At 37.4% G+C, this 4,968-nt stretch carries 5 protein-coding genes; 2 read left to right on the top strand and 3 right to left on the bottom strand.

All coding sequences use genetic code 11. From position 1 onward, the window contains the following. Nucleotides 1–71 precede the first annotated feature (71 nt). Nucleotides 72–323 (bottom strand): hypothetical protein, encoded by a 252-nt coding sequence (locus FC77_RS07305; RefSeq protein WP_056970983.1) that lies wholly within the window; start codon nt 321–323, stop codon nt 72–74. 163 nt (nt 324–486) lie between these two features. Next, nucleotides 487–2,886 carry a phosphoketolase family protein gene (locus FC77_RS07300; RefSeq protein ID WP_056970982.1) on the bottom strand — a complete coding sequence of 800 codons (2,400 nt, stop codon included), beginning with the start codon at nt 2,884–2,886 and terminating at the stop codon, nt 487–489. A gap of 295 nt (nt 2,887–3,181) precedes the next feature. Here FC77_RS07300 and FC77_RS07295 point away from each other — a divergent pair, with 295 nt between their 5' ends. Together FC77_RS07295 and FC77_RS07290 are read left to right on the top strand one after the other, a co-directional pair. After that, nucleotides 3,182–3,958: a DeoR/GlpR family DNA-binding transcription regulator gene (locus tag FC77_RS07295; protein WP_054682277.1), complete on the top strand. Its 777-nt coding sequence runs from the start codon at nt 3,182–3,184 to the stop codon at nt 3,956–3,958. Further along, nucleotides 3,951–4,322 (top strand): bacteriocin immunity protein, encoded by a 372-nt coding sequence (locus FC77_RS07290; RefSeq protein ID WP_082137190.1) that lies wholly within the window; start codon nt 3,951–3,953, stop codon nt 4,320–4,322. Before FC77_RS07295 ends, FC77_RS07290 begins: the two co-directional genes overlap by 8 nt. 121 nt (nt 4,323–4,443) lie before the next feature. Here the strand turns inward: FC77_RS07290 and FC77_RS07285 are convergent. Continuing rightward, a partial coding sequence (locus FC77_RS07285; RefSeq protein WP_056970981.1) for an SLAP domain-containing protein occupies nt 4,444–4,968 on the bottom strand: 525 nt, incomplete at its 5' end.

Here is a 4,968-nt window from a genome sequence, read left to right as displayed (position 1 = left end):
CATGACCTTTTTGTTTAAGTTCTATTTGTGTTGCACTTCAATTTTAAATCAGGGAAATTATTCTTTTTTAATTAAATATTCTTTTTTTCTGTTTCACGTTTCTTCTTTACCTGCTCTAGCATTCTCAAATCATTCTTTCTTAAAGTCAGAAAAGCGGTAACCGTTAAAGTTAATCCACCAACACAGATCAAAAATAATCCGGTTGGAAGCAAGAAAAACCAACTCTTACCTACCAAAGCTTTAATACACCAGCAAGTAATCCCAATTATCATAAAGGTAATACCGGTAATTACTGCTTTTGTGTTCGGCTTATATCTTTTCATTATTTATCCCCCCACTAGAATATTCTATACAAAAAAGAATCCGATTTCATTAGAAATCTGATTCTTATGGAAATTATTTAATAATTTGTGCAAAAAAAGGAACCTGATTATCTAAAATCAAGTTCCAATTTTAAACGGATTTATCTATCAGAGGGAAATGGTATTACTTTAAACCTTCCCACTTCCAGTTAGTGACTTCTGGCATATCTTTACCATTATCACGAATGTATTGGTGGTGCTTAGCAAGTAAATCATTCATATGGTTAATGAAGCCAGCGCTCTTACCTTGCAACTTAGGAACACTCTCAACAGCATCCTTAGCTAAGTCAAAGCGGTCTAAGTGGTTCAGTACTCGCATATCAAATGGTGTGGTAATATCACCATTTTCTTCATAGCAGTGAATATGAACGTTATGACGATCACGTGCAAACCAAATTGACTCCATCATTGTCTTGTAACCGTGCCATGCGAAGATAACCGGAACATCACTTGGGAAGAGACGTTCGAATTCTTCATTAGAAATGGCATTTGGATTATCCTTAGGACTCATTAACTTCATAACGTCAACAACATTGATGTAACGAATCTTCAAGTCTGGGAAATTCTTGTGCAAGATATCAATTGCGGCAAGTGATTCTAAAGTTGGCTCAGTTTCAGTTGAAGCAAAGACAATATCTGGCTTGGCATTTTGATCAGTTGAAGCCCAATCAATGTAATCCAGACCTTTATCAGCTAATTTACCAGCTTCTTGAATTGAGAACCATTGTGGACGTGGCTGCTTAGAAGTTACCAAAATGTTGATACATTCACGTTGTTGGAACGCCTTATTAGAAATTGCTAACAGTGAGTTAGTATCGGCTGGTAAGTATTCGTGAACCAAATCTGGACGGTTCTTCTCAAACATGTGCGTAAGAACACCTGGATCTTGGTGAGTATAACCATTGTGATCTTGCTGGAAAACAGTTGAAGTAGCAACAAAGTTTAATGATGGATAATCATGACGCCAATATTGTTCCTTAGCCTTACGTAACCACTTCATGTGCTGGGTAAGCATAGAATCAACTATTCTACCAAATGCTTCATATGTAGCAAAGAAGCCGTGGCGACCAGTCAATACGTAGCCTTCAAGCCAACCTTCATCTTGGTGCTCAGATAATTGTGAATCGATCATCCGGCCACTTGGAGCCAAGTTTTCATCATTTGGCGTGTGGATTGGTTCTTCCCATTGCCGCTTTTGGTCATCAAGCAGTTTGAACAAACGGTTAGACTTAGATTCATCTGGACCGAAGCCACGAAATGTAGTTGGGTTACGCTTAGAAATTTCATCTAAGTATTTGGCCCATTCAACCATGTCTTGGGCTTCCATTGAACCTGGCTTGTCGAACTTCAGAGCATAATCACGGTAATCCGGTAAGCTCAAGCGCTTAGGATCCTTACCACCATTAGTGATTGGGTTCATAGCCATTCTTTGATCACCATGAACAGCATTCTTAAGGACGATATCCTTAGGTGAGCCATCCTCGTTAAACAATTCTTCTGGCTTGTAACTCTTCATCCACTTAGTAAGCATATCTTTATGTTCCATATTGTCTTGAGAAACAGGAATTGGAATTTGATGAGCGCGGAAGGAGTTTTCAACTGGGTTGCCATCAAGGTCAAATTTAGGACCAGTCCAGCCCTTTGGTACACGGAAGATGATCATTGGCCAGTGTGGTAAACTTGCATCGTTATTTTCACGAGCATGCTTTTGAATAGCCTTAATCTCTTCGATTACCGTATCCATCAACTTAGCCATTTCTTCGTGAACTTGCATATGTGGCTTGTAGCCATTGAATTCACCATCTTTATAAGCAGAGATGATGTATGGCTTCCAACCCATGCCTTCGAAGTACTTGGTTAAGTCTTCATCGCTCATTCTTGAAACGATGGTTGGGTTAGAAATCTTGAAACCATTGATTTGTAAGATTGGTAAAACAGCACCGTCTTTAATAGGATTAATAAATTTATCACTGAACCAGCTTGTTGCAAGTGGACCAGTTTCTGATTCACCATCACCAATTTCAACTGCGACAATGACGTCTGGGTTATCTAAGATAGCACCAGTCCCATGAGAAAGTGAGTAACCTAATTCCCCACCTTCATGAATTGATCCTGGAGTTTCAGGAGCAGCATGAGAAGCTGAACCACCTGGAAAACTAAAGCGTTTGAATAACTTAGCCATACCTTTTTCGTTACGCTGAATTTGTGGGTAACGTTCAGTATAAGAACCATCAAGATAGGCATTAGATACCATAACCTGACCACCGTGACCTGAACCTTCAATATAGAACATATCCAGGTTATATTTCTTAATCACCCGGTTCAAGTGCGCATAAATAAAGTTTTGTGGTGCAATAGTACCCCAATGACCAATTGGTTTAGGTTTAACATCAGAAGCTTTAAGATCACGCTTTAATAATGGATTATGCATTAAGAACAGTTGACCAACTGACAAGTAATTTGCTGCACGCCAGTATGCATCAACGCTCTTTAAGTATTCTTTTGAATCGTAATTAACTGCCATATTGTTTCTCCTTTAAGCAATCACTTACTTAATAATTATCATTTTTAACTACATCTATATCATACCAACTTTTTGCAAAAGTTCAACTATTTTATAAATTGGGTCGTCCCAATTTTAATAAGTACTTGTTATTAAATAAAAGAGCAAATAAAGCCGACATTACAGCATTTATAATTTTTGCTTTAAGTACTTATATGCTTAAATACAGATAAGTACTTAAAAATAAAAGTAATATACTTACTAAATCATTAAAGGAATCAATAAAGATGTTAAATTATTTTTTGGAGGAAGAAATATGACTCAAGAAGAACGAATTGAAGAGATCAAAAAGATGCTGACAGTTAAACATCATTTAGTTACGAGAGATTTAGCCAAGCACTTCAACGTCTCTTTCGATACCGCTCGACGTGATATCCTGCGTTTAACTTCTACTGGACAAGCTATTCGAGTTCATGGTGGATTAATGGAAGTCAACCGTGACAATGTACCAAACTTCTTAGCCAGAAATCAGGTTGATTCTCCAATCAAAAATAAAATGGCTGAGATGGCACGGCGCTTTGTTCACGCTGGTCAGTGTGATTTCATCGGTCCTTCTACCACCCTTAAGCAACTCTGCAACTTACTAAATGGGTTAGACGCACAAATTGTTACTAATTCGATTGATAACTCTTTGGAATTAATGCAGTCTGAGCTTCCGAATGTTCGTTTGCTTGGCGGCAAGATAAACAAGAAGCAGCGCTTTAATTACTCTGTCACTGCTTTAAATATTTTACGCCGCATCAAATTTAATACAGCCTTTATTGGAACCTCCAGCGTAAAAGAAGACGGTGTTTACTCTAATAAAATGAGTGATTCAGAATTAATCAAAACAGCTGCTTCAAGGGCTAACCAAGTTATATTAATTGCCGAAAAGTATAAATTCATGAATCATAGTACTTCCCCTTACATGTCAATCCCTTTAGACAAAATTGATGTCTTAATTACCGACACCCCTTTGCCTAAAGATATCCAGAAAAATTTTGCAGAAAATACGCAAATCATACCAGTAATGAAGGAGGCACACTATGATTAACTTTTTTGTTAACAATTCACGCAAGAAGCGTGAGCAGTTAGATAAAGAAGTTTATCAATATTTGAATAAATTTTATAATAGTTTCTTCAGCAATATTTATAATGAATTGAATATTAATAAATATAAGCAGATCAGGGATGCAATTGGATTAGTTATGCGCAAGTTTGATAGTCATGATCATCCGTTAGCTTATACCAGCAAGTTAGTGATGTATATTCAGGCACGAATAGCTTTACACCACTTGCATTTAACTAATCAGCAGCAAAAATTAATGCAAAAGTTGAGTGAGAAAACTAAGTATGTAAATCTAAATTATGTTTATACCAGCCCACTTGACGATGCACGACAATTTACTAATATTTAAAAATATTTCCTTGTAGTACAAAAAATAAATCTAATTGCAAAAGAGCGCCCAATCATTTTTGATTGAGCGTTCTTTCTTCGTCCTTAAAATTGTGTACGTATGTTAGGACGTTGCTATGCCTTTAACGAGTTTCAAAGTTAGCCCGCTTGAGGTAACGACCGGAACCAATGATGTAGTAACTCTTACCACGAATCCCAACGGGATCGCCATAAGTTCCAACTACTTGGTGCTGCTTCACCACCTTCCGGCCGATTCTATTACCATACTGGCTATAGATATAAGCGTTATGCGTAAGCTTACGCTTGGTGGCGTCAATGTTACCAGCGGCAATGTAATAGTCATTAGCTGCTACATAGAACTTGCGGCCATTGATGGTCTTGGTACCATAAGTCTTTACCTTGGAATTCAGGTTCAAGATTACCTTATTAGCACGTTTACCTTCTTTATTGTACAGATAAGCATTGTGCTGCAAAGCTTTGACTGTGAATGCTTTATCACTGTCCTGCTTAGCATTTGGTGATAACTCACTGTTAGCTAAATCTGGATAAGCAATCTTGATAAAGTTATTGGCTTTCATAAAGTGATTATGATCAATGGTGTAATACTTCTTACCACGGATCGTGACAACAGTCCCGTAAGTAGCCAT

This window comes from Lactobacillus acetotolerans DSM 20749 = JCM 3825 (genome assembly GCF_001436775.1).
Lineage (GTDB): Bacteria > Bacillota > Bacilli > Lactobacillales > Lactobacillaceae > Lactobacillus > Lactobacillus acetotolerans.
The sequence above is the reverse complement of the archived record's forward strand: the minus strand, read 5'-3'. Positions and strand labels throughout refer to the sequence as shown.